At 63.0% G+C, this 18810-nt stretch carries 17 protein-coding genes and 1 tRNA gene; 16 read left to right on the top strand and 2 right to left on the bottom strand.

The window, feature by feature from the left end; all coding sequences use genetic code 11:
• Together AC6JA3_RS10555 and AC6JA3_RS10550 are read left to right on the top strand one after the other, a co-directional pair.
• On the top strand, positions 1–1341 hold the full coding sequence (locus tag AC6JA3_RS10555) for a 3-oxoacyl-ACP reductase (RefSeq protein WP_091551810.1): 1341 nt from the start codon (positions 1–3) through the stop codon (positions 1339–1341).
• Positions 1338–2264 carry a MaoC family dehydratase gene (locus AC6JA3_RS10550; protein ID WP_347783366.1) on the top strand — a complete coding sequence of 309 codons (927 nt, stop codon included), beginning with the start codon at positions 1338–1340 and terminating at the stop codon, positions 2262–2264. Before AC6JA3_RS10555 ends, AC6JA3_RS10550 begins: the two co-directional genes overlap by 4 nt.
• A gap of 197 nt (positions 2265–2461) precedes the next feature.
• On the opposite strand, the gene AC6JA3_RS10545 is transcribed toward AC6JA3_RS10550, so the two are convergent.
• Positions 2462–2547, bottom strand: a tRNA-Leu gene (locus AC6JA3_RS10545).
• A 268-nt stretch (positions 2548–2815) separates the two neighbouring features.
• On the opposite strand from AC6JA3_RS10545, the gene AC6JA3_RS10540 reads away from it, so the two are divergent.
• Both AC6JA3_RS10540 and AC6JA3_RS10535 read left to right on the top strand, forming a co-directional pair.
• The gene (locus AC6JA3_RS10540; protein ID WP_347783365.1) at positions 2816–4120 is read left to right on the top strand and encodes a M20/M25/M40 family metallo-hydrolase; all 1305 of its coding nucleotides are present in this window, start codon (positions 2816–2818) and stop codon (positions 4118–4120) included.
• A gap of 25 nt (positions 4121–4145) precedes the next feature.
• Entirely contained in the window at positions 4146–5309 is a 1164-nt protein-coding gene (locus AC6JA3_RS10535; RefSeq protein WP_035760664.1) for an acyl-CoA dehydrogenase family protein, read from the top strand.
• A gap of 4 nt (positions 5310–5313) precedes the next feature.
• On the opposite strand, the gene AC6JA3_RS10530 is transcribed toward AC6JA3_RS10535, so the two are convergent.
• Positions 5314–5547 carry a DUF5703 family protein gene (locus tag AC6JA3_RS10530; protein ID WP_017200923.1) on the bottom strand — a complete coding sequence of 78 codons (234 nt, stop codon included), beginning with the start codon at positions 5545–5547 and terminating at the stop codon, positions 5314–5316.
• A gap of 39 nt (positions 5548–5586) precedes the next feature.
• Between AC6JA3_RS10530 and AC6JA3_RS10525 the strand changes: the two genes are divergently transcribed.
• The 12 genes from AC6JA3_RS10525 (at position 5587) to AC6JA3_RS10470 (ending at position 18803) form a co-directional block, all read left to right on the top strand.
• Positions 5587–5844, top strand: coding sequence for a hypothetical protein (locus AC6JA3_RS10525; protein WP_026546808.1), 258 nt, complete (start codon positions 5587–5589; stop codon positions 5842–5844).
• 253 nt (positions 5845–6097) lie between these two features.
• On the top strand, positions 6098–7792 hold the full coding sequence (locus AC6JA3_RS10520; protein ID WP_347783364.1) for a sugar transferase: 1695 nt from the start codon (positions 6098–6100) through the stop codon (positions 7790–7792).
• A gap of 58 nt (positions 7793–7850) precedes the next feature.
• Complete coding sequence (locus tag AC6JA3_RS10515; RefSeq protein WP_026546810.1) at positions 7851–8960, top strand: Gfo/Idh/MocA family protein; 1110 nt, start codon at positions 7851–7853, stop codon at positions 8958–8960.
• Positions 8957–9976: an NAD-dependent epimerase/dehydratase family protein gene (locus AC6JA3_RS10510; RefSeq protein ID WP_497920123.1), complete on the top strand. Its 1020-nt coding sequence runs from the start codon at positions 8957–8959 to the stop codon at positions 9974–9976. Before AC6JA3_RS10515 ends, AC6JA3_RS10510 begins: the two co-directional genes overlap by 4 nt.
• Positions 9973–11139: a DegT/DnrJ/EryC1/StrS family aminotransferase gene (locus AC6JA3_RS10505; protein ID WP_091551815.1), complete on the top strand. Its 1167-nt coding sequence runs from the start codon at positions 9973–9975 to the stop codon at positions 11137–11139. Before AC6JA3_RS10510 ends, AC6JA3_RS10505 begins: the two co-directional genes overlap by 4 nt.
• Positions 11136–11798 carry an acetyltransferase gene (locus tag AC6JA3_RS10500; protein ID WP_026540685.1) on the top strand — a complete coding sequence of 221 codons (663 nt, stop codon included), beginning with the start codon at positions 11136–11138 and terminating at the stop codon, positions 11796–11798. The genes AC6JA3_RS10505 and AC6JA3_RS10500 overlap by 4 nt, the downstream gene beginning before the upstream one ends.
• A 5-nt stretch (positions 11799–11803) precedes the next feature.
• On the top strand, positions 11804–12868 hold the full coding sequence (locus tag AC6JA3_RS10495) for a glycosyltransferase family 2 protein (protein ID WP_497920633.1): 1065 nt from the start codon (positions 11804–11806) through the stop codon (positions 12866–12868).
• The gene (locus tag AC6JA3_RS10490; RefSeq protein WP_497920122.1) at positions 12865–14361 is read left to right on the top strand and encodes an oligosaccharide flippase family protein; all 1497 of its coding nucleotides are present in this window, start codon (positions 12865–12867) and stop codon (positions 14359–14361) included. Before AC6JA3_RS10495 ends, AC6JA3_RS10490 begins: the two co-directional genes overlap by 4 nt.
• Positions 14358–15293 (top strand): DUF6492 family protein, encoded by a 936-nt coding sequence (locus tag AC6JA3_RS10485; protein WP_497920121.1) that lies wholly within the window; start codon positions 14358–14360, stop codon positions 15291–15293. Before AC6JA3_RS10490 ends, AC6JA3_RS10485 begins: the two co-directional genes overlap by 4 nt.
• Positions 15290–16531: a glycosyltransferase family protein gene (locus AC6JA3_RS10480; RefSeq protein ID WP_497920120.1), complete on the top strand. Its 1242-nt coding sequence runs from the start codon at positions 15290–15292 to the stop codon at positions 16529–16531. The genes AC6JA3_RS10485 and AC6JA3_RS10480 overlap by 4 nt, the downstream gene beginning before the upstream one ends.
• Positions 16528–17976: an O-antigen ligase family protein gene (locus AC6JA3_RS10475; protein ID WP_497920119.1), complete on the top strand. Its 1449-nt coding sequence runs from the start codon at positions 16528–16530 to the stop codon at positions 17974–17976. Before AC6JA3_RS10480 ends, AC6JA3_RS10475 begins: the two co-directional genes overlap by 4 nt.
• Complete coding sequence (locus AC6JA3_RS10470) at positions 17964–18803, top strand: YveK family protein (RefSeq protein WP_497920118.1); 840 nt, start codon at positions 17964–17966, stop codon at positions 18801–18803. The genes AC6JA3_RS10475 and AC6JA3_RS10470 overlap by 13 nt, the downstream gene beginning before the upstream one ends.
• The last annotated feature ends 7 nt before the right edge of the window (positions 18804–18810 follow it).

The following is an 18810-nucleotide window of genomic DNA, read 5'->3' as shown; positions in this document are numbered from 1 at the left end:
ATGACGGATAAATACACACAACTGGTCAGTCACGGATTGGGCAAGGATGTCGCCAAACGACTCGGACTGCCCCAGCCAGTGGAACTTCGCCGCTACCAGCCCGGCAGCCCCCTGGTCACTGGCCCGGTCCTGGTCAACGGAGACAGCGCCGGTGCTGACGACATCGCCACCGCGCTGCTCGGATGGGGTCTTGATGTCCGGCGGAATGCGTTGCCCAAGGAGAAGCTGGGCGCAATAGTCGTGGTCCTCGATGCCGTGCAGCACCCTGAAGACCTTGCCAAACCCGTGTTGACCGCGGGCACATCACTGCGGGACCTTGGTACCAACGCACGGGTGGTCACCATCTCCCGGACCCCGCAGTCAGCCCAAACACCTGCCGTGGCTGCTGCGCGCCAGGGAATTGACGGGCTGGTGCGATCCCTCGCCAAGGAACTCCGCGCCGGGGCCACCGCCAATGGAATACTGCTGGAGAACGACCTCGCGACCACAAGCCCTTCCGCTTTGGGCGCGCTCAAGTTCTTCCTCTCGGGCCGTTCTGCCTACGTGGACGGACAGTTCCTCACCGTCGGCTCGACGTCGGGGACCATGTCCGGTGACCCGGACAAGCCCTTGGCCGGAAAGGTTGCCGTAGTCACCGGAGCCGCCCGGGGCATCGGAGCTGCCATCGCCCGGACACTGCACCGCGACGGCGCCACAATCGTTGCGGTGGACATCCCGGCTGCCGGCGACCACTTGGCAACGGTGGCCAACGAGGTGCGGGGCACAGCGCTTCAACTCGATATCAGTCGCGAGGATGCCGGACACCGGATCATCGAACACGCAGTGGAACGCCACGGCCGGCTCGACATCGTGGTCCACAACGCAGGAATCACCCGCGACAGGCTGCTCGCCAATATGGACGAGAGCCGCTGGCAGTCTGTCATCGCTGTCAATATTGCGGCCCAACTGAGCATCAATGCGGTTCTTCTCGCGTCCGAGCATTTTAAGGACGCCCCCCGCATCGTGTCGGTGGCTTCCACCAGTGGCATTGCCGGGAACAGGGGACAAACCAATTACGGCGCCTCCAAAGGCGGCGTCATTGGCATGGTGAGGTCCACGGCCCCGCTGATGGAATCCTTCGATGGAACCATCAACGCAGTGGCGCCCGGGTTCATTGAAACCGAAATGACCGCACGGATGCCCTTTGCCATCCGTGAGGCTGCCCGCAGGCTCAACTCCCTCAAACAGGGAGGGCAACCCCAGGACGTTGCCGAGACCATCTCTTTCCTGGCCAGTGACGCCGCCGGCGGAATCTCCGGCCAGGTCCTCCGGGTGTGTGGCCAACAACTGGTGGGAGCATGACCAATTCCCAGCCGGTGGTCCTTGGCGAGCTTCCCTCGCTGTCCAAGCTCTACGTCAACGCAGCAGCCACCGCCGCCCGCCGCAGGGTGTTGGGGGCAGCGGCCCACCAGCACACCCTGCCATCGGTCAGCCACGAAGTCAGGAACGTCAAGGCGGATGTAGGAAACCTCACCGCATACCAACACCTGGTGGGGGAGACGGCCAGTGACACCTTGCCGGCCGGATATGTCCACGCCCTGGCTTTCCCGGTGTCCTTAAGCGTCCTGAACCGGGATGATTTCCCGTTGCCGCTCCTGGGAATGATCCATCTGCAAAACCATGTGGAGCAACGGTTTCCCATTAACTTCGCCGAGGCTCTGGACATCCGGTCCTGGGCTGAGAACCTCGCAGGCCACAAAGCCGGAACCAAGGTAGATGTTGTGGCGGAAGTCCGTTCGGCTTCCAGCAAGGAAGTGCTGTGGCGTGGCGTCTCCACTTATTTGGCCAAGGGAGTATTCCTGCCGGGCATTGACAAACCCGGCAGCGCAAACGGAGCATCAGCGGCCGCCGGCTTTTCGCCCCCGAATCCCACCGCCCTATGGCAACTCGGGCTCGATACCGGGCGGAATTACGCCACGGTCTCCGGTGACTTCAACCCCATCCATCTCAGTGTCCTTTCCGCCAAAGCGCTGGGCCTGCGCGGGTCGATTGCCCACGGCATGTACCTTGCCTCCCGGGCCCTGGCCGACGTCGGGTCCGTGAAAGCCGATTCCTTTACCTGGGACGTTGCCTTCGAAGCCCCAGTGTTCCTCCCTGCACGGGTAGCCGTGGATATCTCAACGGTCCAGTCCGAATCTGGAGGCTGGGAGCGATCGGAGTATGTAGCGTGGAATGCCCGAAGCGGTCGTCGCCACTTCACCGGCGCTGTTGCTGCCCTGGGTTGAGCGGGATACTAACGCCACCCTGGTGGAAGTGAACGGCGGCGGTCACCATCCGGTGACCGCCGTCGTCGTTAATCCTCAGTTGAAGCCCTCGACAGTGAATATCCGGGCTGACCGGAAGAACCGGGATCCAGGCCCGGTAGCAAATTGGCCCGGAAAACAAAACAAGGTCCGGAATCCATGGATTCCAGACCTTGCGTTGGTGCGCGGAGGGGGACTTGAACCCCCACCCCCTTTCGAGGACTAGCACCTCAAGCTAGCGCGTCTGCCATTCCGCCACCCGCGCAGGTGGTGTTCAGATGGGCCGTTTTACACCTTCCGGTGCTTCACTTTCCTCCGAAGCAGCGAGAAAAACTCTAACACGGTTTCCGGTTGCGTAAAAATCGACGCTGGTCAGGACGGCGTCGACCGACACCCGGAGTCTTCCGGCGCCACGGATTCCTGACGGGGGCCCTGTCCGGTGAGTAGGCTGATGGGATACGGGACGGTCGCGCTGCGGAAGCCGCTGCGCACGTTGCCGGAACCTGCAGCCCAGCCACGCAAGGAGAGTTTCCATGTCTGTCATCCGCCCCGAAGATGAAGTTGTCCGGATCTGCCAGGAGCTGATCCGCATTGACTCCTCCAACTTCGGTGACGACACCGGACCAGGGGAGCGCGCAGCTGCCGAATACACGGCCGGGCTCATTACCGAGGTGGGCCTCGAGGCGGAGATCTTCGAATCCGCGCCGGGTCGGGCCAACGTCGTGACCCGGATGGCAGGGGAGGACCCGTCCGCCGACGCCCTGGTGGTTCACGGTCACCTTGACGTTGTGCCGGCACTCAAGGACCAGTGGAGCGTTGATCCCTTCAGCGGCGAGTTGAAGGACGGTCTCGTCTGGGGCCGCGGTGCCGTGGACATGAAAGACATGGATGCCATGATCCTCTCGGTCATGCGCGACTTCGCCAGGACAGGCCGCAAACCCAAACGCGACATCATCTTCGCGTTCTTCGCCGATGAGGAGGCCGGGGGTACCTACGGCGCCCGCTACGCGATCGAACACCGCCGGGAGCTCTTTGATGGAGCCACGGAGGCAATCTCGGAAGTGGGCGGCTTCTCGGCCACCATCGGCGGGCAGCGGACCTATCTGCTCCAGACGGCGGAGAAGGGCCTCTCCTGGCTGCGGCTGCTGGCGCACGGCCGCGCAGGCCATGGGTCCCAGATCAATACCGACAACGCCGTCACCCGCCTTGCTGCGGCTGTCACCAGGATCGGTGAGTACCAGTGGCCGGTGGAACTGACTCCCACCACCCGGCAGTTCCTTGACGGCGTTACCGAACTGACCGGCGTCGAATTCGATCCCGACAACCCGGACATCATCCTGAAGGAACTGGGCACGGTTGCCCGCTTCGTAGGTGCGACGCTGCAAAACACCTCAAATCCGACCCTGTTGCGGTCCGGGTACAAGCACAACGTCATTCCGGAATCCGCCGAGGCATTCGTGGACTGCCGTACCCTGCCGGGCCAGCAGGAACTGGTGTTCGAGACCATCAAGGAGCTTGCGGGCGAGGGCATCGACATCAGCTACGTCAACAAGGACGTCTCCCTGGAGGTGCCGTTTGCCGGCAACCTGGTGGACTCCATGATCGACGCCCTTCACTCGGAGGATCCCGGCGCGAAGGTCCTTCCCTACACACTCTCCGGCGGCACGGACAACAAGTCATTGAGCAAGATTGGAATCACGGGCTACGGCTTCGCTCCACTGATGCTCCCCGATGAGCTTGACTTCACCGGAATGTTCCACGGCGTGGATGAGCGCGTTCCCGCCGAATCCCTGCAGTTCGGAGCCCGCGTCCTGAACCGGCTGCTGAGCAACTACTAGACAGCGATCAACAGAAAGAGCCCTGGTGAAAACGCCCGAGGAAATCCTTCCCGACGCCCTGCTTGAACGGCTGCGCGGCCGCGCGGCCGGCTACGACCAGAACAACGAATTCTTCCACGAGGACCTGGAGGAGCTGGCCGCCGCCGGCTACCTCAAGCTCTTCGTACCGGAGTCCGACGGCGGATTTGGGCTCGGTCTCGAAGCGGTAGCTGCCGTACAGCAACGGCTCGCCACGGCCGCCCCCGCCACGGCGTTGGCCGTCAACATGCACTTGGTGTGGACCGGCGTCGCCCAGGTCATGGCTGCCCGCGGCGATGATTCCTTGGACTTCGTCCTGAAGGAGGCCGGGCGAGGGGAAGTTTTCGCCTTCGGCATTTCCGAGGCAGGCAACGATTCCATGTTGTTCGACTCCGGCACCACCGCCGAACCGCTGCCCGATGGAAGCTACAAGTTCACGGGCAGGAAAATCTTCACCAGCCTCTCACGCGGCTGGACGCGCCTGGGAACTTTCGGCAAGGATCCCGCCGGCAGGTCCGGAGAGGGTGAGCTGGTCTTCGGCTTCCTGCGCCGCGACGAACCCGGCCACGAAACACTCAGCGACTGGGACACCCTGGGCATGCGGGCCAGTGCTTCGAACACCACGTTGCTGCATGGCGCCGTGGTCCCGCCGGAGCGGATCTTCCGGAAACTGCCGGTGGGGCCCAACCAGGACCTGCTCATCTTCGCCATCTTCGCTTGCTTTGAAACACTCCTCGCAGCGGTCTACACGGGGGTGGCGCAACGGGCCTTTACACTGGGAGTGCAGAACGTAAAGCGCCGGGTCTCTGCCAAGCACGGCGGACGCAGCTTCGCCCAGGATCCGGACATCCGGTGGAAGGTAGCTGACGCCGCGCTGGCCATGGACGGAATCGCGCCCCAGATCTCCAGCATTGCCCGCGATGTTGACAACAGGGTGGATCACGGAGCCCAGTGGTTCCCCAAGCTGGTGGGCCTCAAATCCCGCGCCACGGAAAACGCACGCTACGTGGTGGACCTTGCCATCAGGGTCACGGGAGGCTCCAGCTACTTCAGGGGTTCGGAGATGGAACGCCTTTACCGCGACGTCCTGGCCGGCATATTCCACCCCTCCAACGACGAATCCGCGCACAACACGGTCGCCAACGCCTGGTTGGGGCCATTGGAAGGTTAGGCGCCTACACGGTCCGCTGTACTGAATAGACCTTGCGGCGCAGCCAAAACCGGCGACCCCCGCCAAGATAGAGCACGCTGCGTTCGAGTTCCCATTTGCCGTACTCGGAATGTTCGGCGAGCCGGCGCCGGGCCTCTGGCAGTGAATCGTCAGGTCCCACCGTCAGAACGAGGTACTCGTACTGACGTGCATAGTCTCTTTGGCGCTCTACGGAGCTACCCGGAAATTGTTCTCTCATCCCTCTCCATTTTCGTCTTTTTCCGGCTAACGTGAAGTCATGAGCATCGATCCGCGTGTCGCGCTTCAGTCATTGACCGCCGCCCTTGAAGAGCACCTGGCCGCGGCATCCGCCCGCCGCGGTGAGGGAGACCCCAACGTCGAGGCCTCGTTCTTCGCCGTTGCCGACGCCTTCGAAGTGTACGAGGACGCACTCTACGAGGCGTATTCCGAGGTTACTCCGCTCCAGGTTTTCGAGGACGATGACGACGAAGACGACGAGGTGCCCGACGAAGACCTCGAAATCGTCGAAGACTAATAGCCCGCCAACCGGCCGCCCTTCGGGTGGCCGGTTTTTTGTGCCGTCCAGGACAAGTTTGTGCCCTTTCACGCCCGGATTTACGGGATTCCCGCCCACCGTGGCACGTAGTCCCGCCACCCCAAGTCAGGTACTTGCACGTAGGGGTCACAGGTAATCCCGGGCAAAGTTGAGTATCGACTACTGGTGCGCCCCGGAAGTGCCGCGGCTTCACTGATAGGAAGGCAACGGCAGGTCTGCAAAGAGGGCTGACATGGTTAGAGTTCCAGTCTTGCGATCAGGCAAGGTAGCGGCACCCCACGGTGCGGCCCATGCCCCAGCGGGGTCAACCTTCCCCGTTCATCCTGCCGTGGCCGACGCCAATCCGCCTCTGTCTCCCTGGATTGGCAGGTCCGCTGCTGCACAGCAGACCGAAAAGGCGGGACTGGCGGCCCCGGGCCCGGATGTCACCCTGGATTCCACGCGGCCGCCAGTCACCCACCGTCCCGCCCGCACCAAGGCCCTGTTGAACGACCTGTTCAACGACCGTTTGACGTGGACGCGCCTGCTGACCAACAGCCTCCGGCTGGCTGACACGGCGCTGGTTGCCGTGGCTGTCATTGCCGGGCTGGCATTGAACACCAATGGAACGGCACTGCCTCCGGGCAGCCCCCCGCATGCCCAGCACCTGGTGTTGGGCTTGATTCTTGGCGTGGTGTGGCTGGTGGCCTTGGAGGTGTACAGGACCCGCGATCCCAAAGTCCTCGGCGTAGGACCTGAGGAGTACAAACGGGTACTTTCCGCCAGTTTCCGGGTCTTCGGATTCCTGGGCATCGTCGCCGTGGTTTTCCGTTTGGAGGCTGTCAGTTCCTTTGTCCTGGTCTCCTTGCCGCTGGGACTGGTGGCCCTGACCGGAAGCAGATGGGGCTTCCGCCGCTGGCTAAGCCACGAAAAGTCCAGGGGCCGCTGCCTTTCGCGGGCGATCGTGGTGGGCGAACCACAGGACGTCCGTTACGTCATCAAACAGATCAACCGAAAGTCAGGCGCCGCCTACGACATCGTCGGTGCCTGCCTCCCCGGGGCCCGGCGCGGAGCCGTCCTTTCAGTGGACCACCTGCGGGTGCCGGTACTGTCCTCCATCTACGGTGTGGCCCATACCGTCCGCCACACCAATGCCAACGCAGTGATAGTGGCCGGCCCGGTTCCCGGAGGAAACCAGTTCATCCAGGAGCTTGGATGGCAGCTGGAGGAAAATGCAGCTGAGCTGGTCCTGGCCGCAACCCTGACCAACGTGGCCGGCCCGCGCATCCACTGGCGGCCAGTCGAAGGCCTTCCCCTGATGCACGTTGATATTCCGCACTACTCAGGCGGCAAACACACGCTTAAACGGCTGATGGACATCACGGTTTCCGCAGCAGCTTTGCTGGTCCTGGCGCCGGTCCTGCTCACCCTGGCCGCAATAGTCCGGGCGGACAGCCCCGGGCCTGTCCTGTTCAAACAGGAGAGGATCGGCAAGCGCGGCACTACTTTCCAGATGCTGAAGTTCCGTTCCATGGTGGTGAACGCTGAAGCACACCTGGATGCCCTCAGCAGCCAGGACGAGGGCGCCGGAGTCCTGTTCAAGATCCGCGGCGACCCGCGGATTACCCGGTGCGGACGGTGGATGCGCAAGTACTCCCTGGACGAACTTCCGCAGTTCTGGAACGTCCTGGTGGGCAATATGAGCCTGGTTGGGCCAAGGCCTCCGCTGTCCAAGGAGGTCAGCGGCTATGAGCGCCACACGCACCGCCGGTTGTTGATCAAACCTGGAATCACGGGGTTGTGGCAGATAAATGGACGCTCCGACCTCCCCTGGGACGAAGCAGTCCGGCTGGATCTCTACTACGTGGAGAACTGGTCCATAGCAGGGGACCTCATCATCATGTGGCGGACCTTCCGGGCCATGACCCGGCCCTCCGGCGCCTACTGAAGAACATCACGCAACACCTGACAAGAACCGCGCTTTCAACACAGAAGTCGAGTGGGAAATGAGCATAAGAACTATTCCATCAGGACAACTGAACGGGCACGCGTTGCGGCCAAAACTCCGCATTGCAGTGGTAGGGGCAGGCTACTGGGGTCCCAACCTTGCCCGAAACCTCAAAGCCAGCCCCGACTGGGATCTGGTGGCCATTTGCGACCTCGACGTCGAGCGGGGCCTCAAGCTCGCTGAGACGGTAGGCGGGGTGGCCGTCGTCGAGTCTTTGGATGAACTCCTGGACACGTACAACCTCGATGCCGTTGCGGTAGCAACGCCTGCACACACCCATCACGGAGTGGTGATGACGGCATTGCGCGCAGGCAAGCATGTCCTGGTGGAAAAGCCACTGGCGGACAGCCGGGCAAAAGGCCTGGAAATGGTCGAAGAAGCCAAAGCCAGGGGCTTGGTACTGATGGCGGACCACACGTACTGTTTCACCCCTGCAGTCCTGAAAATCCAGGAACTCGTCGCCACCGGCGCCTTGGGCGACATCCTCTACGTCGATTCGGTGCGCATCAACCTTGGCCTGGTCCAACCGGATGTCAACGTCTTCTGGGACCTGGCTCCCCATGACCTTTCCATTTTGGACTTCGTCCTGCCCGGTGGCCTCCATCCCACGGAGATCGCCGCACATGGGGCGGATCCCTTGGGAACGGGCCGCGACTGTGTGGGACACCTGACGTTCGGCCTTCCCAACGATGCCATGGTGCACATCCATGTGAACTGGCTCAGCCCCACCAAGATCCGTCAAATGATCATCGGAGGGTCAAAGAGGACCCTTGTGTGGGATGACCTGAACCCACAGCAACGCCTGAGCGTCTACGACCGCGGTGTCAGCCTTGAACACCAGCCACGCTCAGCTGCGGACAAGAGGACCTCCGCTATTTCCTACCGCCTGGGCGACACATGGTCACCGGCCCTGCAGGAACGGGAACCCCTTGGCCAAGTAGTGGCTGAACTCGCTTCTTCCATCCGGAACCACACCATGCCCCGCACCAGCGGCGAATCCGGACTTCGGGTCCTGTCGGTCCTCGAAGCCGTCACCCAAAGCCTCAGTACCGACGGCCAGTCCACCGTGGTGGCCGGCAACGAGGTCAATCTCCAGGTTGCACGGTGAAAAATATCCTCGGCGCCAACGTCCTGGTCACCGGTGGCGCCGGAACCATAGGATCCACCCTGGTTGACCAACTGCTCGACGCCGGTGCGGCGCACGTTCACGTCCTTGACAACCTCGTGCGGGGACGCCTTGCGAACCTCGATGCTGCCCTGGCCAGTGGCCGGGTGGACTTGGTCCAGGGCGATCTTCGGGACCGTGACCTGGTGCATGACCTTACCCGCGGCAAGGACCTGGTATTCCACCAGGCAGCCATCCGCATCACCCAGTGCGCCGAGGAACCCCGGCTGGCCCTTGAAGTCCTGGTGGATGGAACCTTCAACGTGCTTGAGGCCGCCGCCCAAAACCCGGTGGAGAAGCTGATACTGGCCTCCAGTGCATCGGTTTACGGCATGGCAGAGCACTTTCCCACTACCGAACGCCACCACCATCACAACAACGACACGTTCTACGGCGCAGCCAAGTCCTTCAACGAAGGCATGGCCCGAAGCTTCCGCGCGATGTCAGGCCTGAATTACGTGGCCCTGCGGTACTTCAACGTCTATGGTCCGCGGATGGATGTTCACGGGCTCTATACCGAGGTGCTGGTGCGCTGGATGGAACGGATTGTCGATGGCCGGCCGCCGTTGATCTTCGGCAGCGGCGGACAGACGATGGATTTCATCCACACTGCGGACGTGGCCAGGGCAAACGTCCTGGCAGCTGTGAGCGATCGCACCGAGGGCGTCTACAACATTGCCAGTGGGACTGAAACCAGCCTCGCGGGATTGGCCCAAACGCTGCTCGATGTCATGGAGTCCCCGCTGCACCTGGAGCACGGGCCGGAAAGGGCAGTCAACGGGGTGGCGCGCCGCTTGGCCGACACTTCGGCAGCAAAGGCTGACCTCGGATTCGAGGCCGCCGTCGGCCTGGAGGATGGACTGCGCTCGCTGGTCGCCTGGTGGCGGCCACTGCGCGCCGAGATCTCCGCAGCGCGGAACACTACCCGTCCTGAGGCTCCTGTAGCTGGTGCGAGATGACTGCCTCGGCGCTGCACCTGGCCCGCATTGATGTCATGAAGCCATGGCTGGGTGAAGAGGAGGCCCAGGCTGTGGCCGAGGTGATTGCCTCCGGTTGGGTGGCACAAGGACCCAAAGTCCGGCAGTTCGAGGAAGCGTTCTGCCAGGTACAACAGGCCGGCTTCGCCGTGGCGACCTCCAGTTGCACCACAGCCCTGCATCTGGCGCTTGTGGTGGCCGGGGTGGGGCCAGGTGATGACGTGGTGGTGCCATCTTTCTCCTTCATCGCAACAGCGAATGCCGCAACATACGTTGGAGCGCGGCCGGTGTTTGCCGACGTCGACCCCGCTACCGGCTGCGTCACCGCCGAGACACTGAAAGCGGCGCTGACCCCGGCCACCAAGGCCGTGATCGCTGTTGACCAGGGCGGGGTGCCTGTTGACCTGGATCCCATCCGTGCCCTGTGCGATCCCCTGGGAATCACCGTTGTGGAAGATGCTGCCTGCGCCATTGGTTCCCGCTATCACGGCCTGCCCGTGGGGGCGGGAGCGGAGGTAGCAGCCTGGTCCTTCCACCCCAGGAAGATCCTCACCACAGGGGAAGGCGGCATGCTTTCCACCTCACGGGAGGACTTCGCTGATACCTCAAGGCGCCTGCGGGAACACGCCATGAGTGTCTCCGCTGCCGATCGGCACGCAAGCATCCTTGCTCCCCCGGAGGAGTACCTCGAGATCGGGTTCAACTACCGCATGACCGATCTTCAGGCCGCCGTCGGACTCGTCCAACTGGGCCGGCTCCGCGAAGCCATCCAGCGACGACGGGAACTCGCCGCCACCTACACCAACGCCTTCGCCGGAATTGAGGGCCTCCGCCTGGTAGGCGACCCGGACTACGGGACCAGCAATTTCCAGTCCTGCTGGCTTGAAGTGGGGCCGGAGTTCCCCGTGGGGCGCGACGGGCTGATGTCCGTCCTGGCCGAGGACGGAATCTCCGCCCGACGCGGAATCATGGCAGCTCATCGTCAACCGGCCTACGCCGGCAAAGACACCGGCGCTGCGTCCTTGGATGCCACCGAATGGCTGACCGACCACACGCTCATCCTGCCGCTCTACCACCAGCTTTCCCTTCACGACCAGGTCCGGGTCATCGATTCGGTCCTGCGGGCAGCAAGGCGCCTGGGATGAGCGAACTTCTCCTCATAGCGGCAAGCGGCCTCGCCAGGGAGGTCCTGGCCATGGTCCGCAGCAACGGGCCATTCGACGTGATCGGGATCCTCGATGACGACGAAGACAAACTCGGGCGGGTGGTTGACGGCGCCCACGTCCTTGGCCCCATCCGGGACGCCCTGAAATTCCCGCATGCACTGTTGCTGGTGTGCATCGGATCCGGCGCGGGGAGGGAAGCTGTGGTCATGCGGCTCAGGACCCTGGGGCTGGATGAGGAACGCTATGCCACAGCAATAGATCCCTCCGTCCAGGTACCCGAAGGCTGCATGATCGGCAAAGGCAGCATCCTCCTGGCCCACGTCAGCATGACGGCCTCAGTGACCATCGGCAACCACGTAGTGGCCATGCCGGGAGTGACCTTCACCCACGACGACGACATCAGCGACTTTGCCACCTTCGCCTCCGGGGTCTCACTGGGCGGCAACGTCCACATTGGCCGCGCCGCCTATGTCGGCATGAATGCCAGCGTCCGCGAGCGCACCTCGATCGGCGCCAATGCAACGATCGGCATGGGTGCTGCCGTATTGACCGATGTTCCGGCGGAGGAGACATGGGCCGGGGTTCCTGCCCGGGTGATCAGGCGCGGAAATTCACCTGCACTGGAGGGCATCCTGTGAAATTGATGCGGCCCGTTCCCCTGCGGCAACCCGTGGACGTTTCCGTGGTGGTGCCGTGCTACAACTATGGGCGGTTCCTGCCTGAGGCCGTTGCCAGTGCCGTTGGGCAGGAGGGTGTGGACGTTGAGGTCATTGTGGTCGATGATGCCTCCACTGATGGCAGCGCCGCCGTGGCTTGGAGGTTGGCGTCCAAGGACTCCCGGATCAGCGTGGTGCTCCACGAAAGCAACCAGGGGCATATTGCCACGTACAACGACGGGCTCTCCAGGGCGCGGGGCCGGTACGTGACGCTGCTCTCCGCGGATGACGTGCTGGCGCCGGGTGCGCTGGCCAGGGCAGCCGCGCTGATGGAAGCCAAGCCCCGGGTGGGTATGGTGTACGGCCTTCCCCGGGACTTCACCGTGAGGCCTCCGGGACCCTCTTCGCACGAACACACCACGTGGACTGTGTGGGAGGGCAAGGAGTGGGTTTCCTTGGCATGTGCACGCGGGAGGAACTTCATCCTCTCGCCCGAAGTGGTCATGAGGACCGCTGCCGTGCTCAGTGTGGGCGCTTACAGCACCACCTTGCCGCACTCGGGGGACCTTGAGTATTGGCTTCGGGCTGCGGGTTCCTGGGATGTGGGAAGGATCAACGGGCCGGTCCAGGCTTTCTACCGGGTCCATGGTGCCAACATGCACCAAACCGAGTTTGCTGCGGCCGCCGTCGACCTCAAGCACCGTCTTGAAGCCTTCCGGGTCCTCGAAGACCCAAGGTTCCCGGGGGATCCGAGAATTCGGGTGCGGCAGATGCAGCGGGCCAAGCGCGCCCTCAGCAGGGAAGCTGCACAGTTGGGGTTCAAGGAAATCAACAATCGCGGGTCGGTGGAAGCGGCCGTAGAACTCCGCAAATTCCTTGAGGGCCTCCACGAAGTTCCCGGGAACATCCACCGGGCCAATGCGTTGCAGGCCAGGATCACCCAAGCCGCCCGTGGTCGGAGACCCGGGGCCGGCCGGCTGCTCACCGGGTTTGTGCGGAGCCAACTGGACCGCGTCCGTTGGCGGCTATGGGCCATGACGGGAATTTCATGACCACCGTCAGCGGCCAGGACCGTACCCTGGGCAACAGGGCTGCGAGCGCCACGCTGTGGGGTGGCCTCAACATGGCCTTGGGCAGGATTGTCCAGTTTGCCACCACCATCATTGTTGCCCGGATGCTCGCTCCTGAGCACTTCGGGGCGCTCGCGGTGGCCATTGTGGTGCAGACCATCGCCACGAACATGGCCGAGTTGGGCGCCACCGCCGCCCTGGCGCGCGGCACAGGGGATCCGGACAGGATTGCCCCTACAGTCTTCTCCATTGCTCTGGCTACCAGTGCCATCATGACGGCGGCAGCCATCGTCTTCGCGCCCGCCCTGGCAGCAGCGTTTGATGATCCTGCTGCGACGCCGGTGATCCAAGTGCTCTCGCTGACCATCCTGTTGCAAGGTGCCGGTGCCGTACCTTCGACCATGGTGTGGCGGGAGTTCCTGCAGAAGCCACGGGTGGTGGTTGATGTTTGCAGCGTGCTCAGCGTGCTGGTCCTCGTGGTGCCCATGGCGTTGGACGGTTGGGGAGCAATGGCGCTCGCATGGTCCAGGGTAGGTGGGCAGTTGGTTGCCCTGGCCGGCTATTGGATCATTACGCCCAAGAGGTTCGCGCCGGGGTTTGACCGGACGGTTGCTATGGAAGTTCTGCGGCTGGGCATGCCGCTGGCCATGGCCAACCTGGTGGTGTTCGTGACGCTGAACGTTGACTACCTCCTGATTGGCCGGATGCTGGATCCGACGGCGCTTGGCTTGTATCTGCTCGCTTTCAATCTGGCGGGGTTGCCGAGCGCCGTCATCACATCGGTGATCAGGGCCACTGCCGTTCCGGTTTTCGGCCGCCTGTATACCGAGGGCAGGCTGGGGCTGCTGGCTGGCCGGTTCGTGGCTGGGGTTGCCTATGTCGCTTTTCCGATTTCGGCGTTGGTTGTTGGTTTGGCCCACCCGATGGTCCTGGCCTTTTTTGGATCCAGGTGGGAGCCGGCGTCGGTCGCCTTGGCCACTTTGGGGGTCTTCGGGGCGGCGAGGATTCTGGTTGAACTGTTCGCTGACCTTTCCGTCGGGGCGGGCCGGACAGCGTGGCTGTTCTGGGTTCAAGTGGCGTGGCTCGCAGTCCTGGTACCGGCCCTTTATTTTTCGATCCGGCAGTGGGGGATAGCGGGGGCAGGAATGGCGCATGCTGCGGCCGCCTGCCTGGTTGTCATCCCGTTGTACCTCAAGGTTCTGAGCTCTGTGTTGGGTGTCCGGGCTTGGGATCTGTTGCGTGGAAGTATTGCTCCCCTGTTGGCGGCAATAGCGGCCGGATATGTTGCCCGGCTTGCCACGATGGGCATCACGGAACCTTGGATGGCGGTTGTGCTGGGAAGTTTCCTGGGCGCAGCCGTTTATGTGCTGCTGACGTTCCGGCAGGGGAAACAACTGGCGGGGACTGTGCGTGGCTTGCTCGGGCAGGGGTCATCCCTTCCTGTGCGGGCGCATGAAATGGAAGGGCCGGCATGATGGGGAAGCACCTGGCCACGAATCGGGGCACCTTGGGCAGCGGCGAGCTGGCAGTGGTGACTCCGAGCTATTTGCCGGATCGGGAGTTGTGCGGGGACCTCAACAACTCAGTGCTTGAGATGACTGATCCCGGCGTGGTGCACCACATCGTGGTGCCGGACCGCGATTTTCCTGCCTTCAGCGGCCTGCGCGGTCCCCGGACAGCAGTGCACGCAGCACGGGACTTCCTTCCGGCCTCGTTTTTCAGGTCCCCGGGTTTCAACGTTTGGATCAACGCAGCCCGCCCTTGGCCACCGGTCCGCGGGTGGATCGCCCAGCAGATCATCAAACTGGCTGTTGTGGCGCGGCTGGATGTCGCCGGGGCCCTGCTCCTGGACTCCGACAGTGTGCTCATCCGCCATACAACCCTTGATACGTTCCGACGGAACGGCCGCATTCCCCTTTACCGCGCACCCGGCGCCGTTGACGCGACCCTTCCAGGGCACAGGCTCTGGCACGTCTCGGCCAGGCGGCTGCTGGGCCTTGCGCCTCCTCCGGCTGGAGACTTGGCCGACTACATTTGCTGGCCGTGCTTGTGGGAGCCTTGGGTAGTGAGGGACATGCTCGGGCACGTCGAGGACGTCACGGGCCGGGACTGGTCCACCGCTGTCGGCGGGCAGCTTCACTTCTCTGAAATGATGCTCTACGGCCTCTATGTCGATGAAGTTGCCGGTGGCCCGGAGGCGACCGTCAGCGAAATGCAGGGGATCGTCCACTCCGCCGAAGTGCCCCTTGGCCAGGAGGAGATCGAGCATCTCCTGCGTGAGGCACCCCAGGACAAGAGCTTGTTGATGCTCTCCGCCAAAGCGGGGATACCCCTGGAGGTGCGCAGGCAGGCACTTCATTCGTTCCGTCACGCCTCCCTTGGCCCTGAAAGGGGGGATGCGCGGTGAGAGGCCTTGCAGGAAGGGTCATCAGCCAGGCGAGGCAGGATGGCTGGGGTTCGGTTGCCACCAAGGTGTTGCAAAGGACAGCTGTCAAAGCGCTGGAAAACCTGGCCTGGGCGGAGCCCACGCTTCCTGTTCGGCCCGAGGACATCGTGGACCTGGACAGGCGACGTGCGGCCGCCGGCGCCCGTCCCAGAACGGGCAGCCTTGACATCGGCTGGGTCTGCACACCGCCTGGGCCCGGTTCCGGGGGCCACACCACGTTTTTCCGCATGGTGCAGGCCTTGGCCGAGCGTGGCCATCGATGCACGCTCTTCCTTTACGATCGCAACAACGACGACGTGTCCCGGCATACCTCGGTCATCCGGCAATACTGGCCTGAAGTCAACGCCCGGATTCGGAGTGTGGCCGACGGCTTCGAAGGTATGGACGCGGTGGTTGCCAGTTCATGGCCAACCGCGTACGCGGCAGCGGCCCGGCGGGGTCCGGACCTTCACAGCTTCTACTTCATCCAGGATTACGAGCCCTACTTCTATCCCCGCGGAACGTTGTATTGGCTGGCAGAGAACAGTTACAGACTGGGATTCACCACCATCGGCCTCGGAGAGATGATCGCCGCTGTGATGAAGGCAGAAACCGGGCAGGCTCCCGACGCCACGGTCCCGTTCGCCTGCGACACAGCTACCTACCGCCTCCTGGGCAGGCCAGAGAGCCGGGCCTCCCGCCAAGGGGTGGTCTACTACGCCAAGCGTGCAGTGGATCGACGCGGCTACCTTTTGGCCAAACTGGCGTTGGAGCACTTCCACACGTTGCATCCGGAGCAGGAAATACACGTTTACGGAGACAAGATCACGGGGTGGTCCATCCCGGTGACAAACCATGGCAACCTCAGCCCGGCAGCACTGAATGATCTCTACAACCGCACCATCGCGGGGCTGGCCATCTCCTTTACCAACATTTCGCTCGTACCAGAAGAACTGCTGGCCGCAGGCAACGTACCGGTGCTCAATGAATCGTCCTTCGCGGCGCAGGTGATGAGGGACCCCGATGTTCTGTGGGCACCTGCCGCGCCCCGCAAGCTGGCAGAAGCACTTGCACAGGCTGTGGAGGCACCCGATATTTCCGCACGGGCCGCGGCGATCGCGCAGCGTCGGCGGCTGGACTGGTCGGTTTCCTGCGAAAACTTCGCCACGATCCTTGAATCGGTCTGTGCCAGGGAACCGGGAAGCCCGGGGCTGCCATGAAGATTTCAAGGACCCTCCCAAGCCTCCGGCGCCCCTCACCTCCCGTGCTGGATGACCTCGCTGCCGGCCGATCATCGGCGGGTCCGCACGTGCCCTTGCTGTTGAAGTTCGCCGCCTTCGGAATCTTCTTCTTTCCCTCCAACATGGTCCTGAAACCGCTGGGAGCCGTGGGGACGGTGCCGCTGTTGATCGCACTGCTGCTGTTGGTCGTGTGGATGTGTTCGGTCCTGTTTGGCTTGACCAACCCTTTGGATACCCGGCACCCCGGGCGGATGGGCTTCGTCCTCCTCTGGGTGGGGACCTGTGCTTCCTATGCGGCCATGTACTCGGGCTACACAGGGGGCAGCGAAAGCCCTGCACGCGCAGCCGCTGACCGATGGCTGATTCTCCTGCTGGCCAGTGCAGGAATCATACTCGTCACTGCAGAGGCCGTCCGGACCTTGAACGCTGCCATGGCGTTGACCCGGGCCCTGTTGGCCGGAGCGGCATTCTGCTGCGTGGTGGCCGCAGTTCAATTCTTCTTCCGGGTTGATCCCATGCAATGGCTGCAAATGGCTATGCCGGGGTTCACCAACAACGGGGGAAACACAACGTTCCAGATACGAGGCTCGCTGATGCGGGTCTCGGGCAGCACTTTCCATTCCATCGAGATGGCCGTCATCTGCGCCATGCTCCTCCCACTGTCCATATGGAGGTGCCTGTATGACCCCCGAGGCAAAAAGTGGGTGCACTGGACCATCACAGCGCTTTTGGTCTTCGCCATCGCCTCCACAGTCTCACGGTCGGGGATCCTGGGCCTGTTGGCTGGGATGGCAGTGTTCCTGCCGTTCCTGCCCCGGTTGGCACGGCGTTGGGCCTTTGTTGCCGCCCCTGTCATTGTTGCCGCCCTGTTCCTTGGCGTACCCGGCCTGGTCGGCACCCTGGCATCCTCCCTGACAGCCGGAGACAGCGATCCCTCCATCACGACCCGGACCAACAACTATCCGCGGGTCGCTGCCATGGTCCAGGAGCATCCCCTGTTCGGTGTCGGCCCGGGAAATTACATGCCAACGAACGCAATACACATCCTTGACAACCAATACCTGAATGCAACTGTCACCATCGGACTGGTGGGACTGGTGGGTTTGATCGCCTACCTGACCTTTCCGGGCCTGTCCGCCCTCCTCGCAGCCCGGGCTTCGCGCCTCCCGGCACTGCGCTGCCTGGCGGGGGCGATCGCTGCGGCAGGAATCGTGGCCGCCATCTGCTCCCTGACCTTCGACTCCATGTCCTTCCCGGTCTTCGCCCTCACCTATCCCTTCATCGTTGGACTGGCCGGCGGAACCTGGAACATGGTCCGCCAGGAACTCGGCCTTGACGACAACGGTGCCGCACTGGAGAGCAAAAACCATTCACCAGAGAACACCAAGCAACTACTCCCCAAGGAGGAATCATGGACCCCGTAGCCGTCCTCAAAACCCTGTGGCGATACAAAGTCTTCGTACTCCCCGTCCTGTTACTGACGGCCGTGGCAGCGGTATACATGTTCTCCTACGCCCCACGAACCTACGAAGCCCGGACAACCTTCGCCATCGTCACCCCGCAAGTACCAACCTCGGAGCAAATCGAAAAGGATCCGGCCCTGGGCTTGCTCAACAGCGACAACCCCTATCTGCGGTCCGCCGATACCTCCCTCGTGGCCCAGGTTGCCGTGACCCGGTTGAACGATGTTGCCACCGGCGATCTCCTGGCCGCACAAGGCCTGAGCACCGACTACAAAGTGGAACGGCCCTCGGATGCCTTCCTGATCGACATCTCCGGAATCTCAGATGACAAGACACAGGCCATCAATACAGCCAAAGCACTGGGGGAGCGCCTGGAACAAGACCTTCGAACCATCCAGACCATCAACGGAGCCTCCGACAGGTACCTGTTCACGGCGCTCGCCGTAGCCTCGCCCGGGAAAGCCACGGAGCAATTTTCCAGCAGGTTGAGGTCGGTCATAGTCGTTGTTGTTGCCGGTCTCGTTCTCACCTTGGGCTCGGTTTCACTGGCTCGTTCCGTCGAGGCCGCCAGGAACCGCGGAAGGAAACCGAAGGACGATTCCAGCAAACGCAGGGACCGCGGCAGCGCCGAAACTGCTACCTCCGCCCTGGTCCTTCCAGGCAAGGACGCAATCAACGACAACAACGCGCTGCCCCCTTCGGAAATCCTTGTAGGGCTCCACCCCCAGCTGAAACCCCGGGAAAGCAGGAGACCCACCGCCAATGTTCAACCAACCAACAGCCGATAACGGCCAG

Source organism: Arthrobacter sp. TmtSoilC79 (assembly GCF_059739405.1).
The sequence above is the reverse complement of the archived record's forward strand: the minus strand, read 5'-3'. Positions and strand labels throughout refer to the sequence as shown.